At 59.1% G+C, this 775-nt stretch carries 1 protein-coding gene; it reads left to right on the forward strand.

Annotated features, from left to right (window positions below; translation table 11 throughout):
• The coding region (locus QCE48_RS31660; RefSeq protein ID WP_309794485.1) for an ATP-binding protein at nt 1–774 on the forward strand (774 nt) is incomplete at its 5' end.
• Nucleotide 775 lies beyond the last annotated feature (1 nt).

Genomic DNA, 775 nt, shown 5'->3' on the forward strand with positions numbered 1-775 from the left:
CAGGTGATCTGGAATCTGGTCAGCAACGCCTTCAAGTTCACGCCTTCAGGTGGCGAAGTCGCCATCGCCTTGAAGGAAGACGGGACCGGGCTGAGAATCGACGTCATCGATAACGGCGACGGTATCGACGGTGATCTTCTCCCTCACGTCTTCGATATGTTCCGTCAAGGCAGTGCCGAGCCAAGACGCACGAAGGGCGGCCTCGGTATCGGACTGGCGCTCGTCAAACAATTGGTCGAAATGCACGGCGGCAAGGTCAGTGCTCACTCGGACGGCCAAGGTCACGGAACCCGCGTCTCGTTATGGTTTCCCCGCTGCTCGGTTACGGCGACTCCGGATGTCCTGACCGGCTCTCCCGAGTCGGGGCTTCGCGATATGCGGATCCTCGTGGTCGATGACGACGCCGAGACGGCGAATGCGTTTGGCATGTTGCTCAAATCCGAAGGCGCAGTGGTTACGACAGCGTACAACGCAGAGCAAGGCCTGGCCGAGTTGCAGAAGGCGCCGTTCGACCTGCTCATTTCCGACATCGGCATGGCGGGCATGGACGGGTACGAGTTCATCTCCGCGGTTCGACAGATTCCAGCGCTTTCGTCCTTGTCGGCGATCGCGCTCACCGGCTACAGCACCAAAGAAGAGCACGACACGGCCCTGTCAGCCGGGTTCAACGCGCATTTGAGCAAACCGGTGTCGCTCGAGGCACTGTACGAACAAATCGAAACAGTTGACCCGTTCAACGGCTCGCAAAAAGCTGGAAGCACAGGTGAATCATGAT

This window comes from Caballeronia sp. LZ024, from assembly GCF_031451455.1.
Lineage (GTDB): Bacteria > Pseudomonadota > Gammaproteobacteria > Burkholderiales > Burkholderiaceae > Caballeronia > Caballeronia telluris.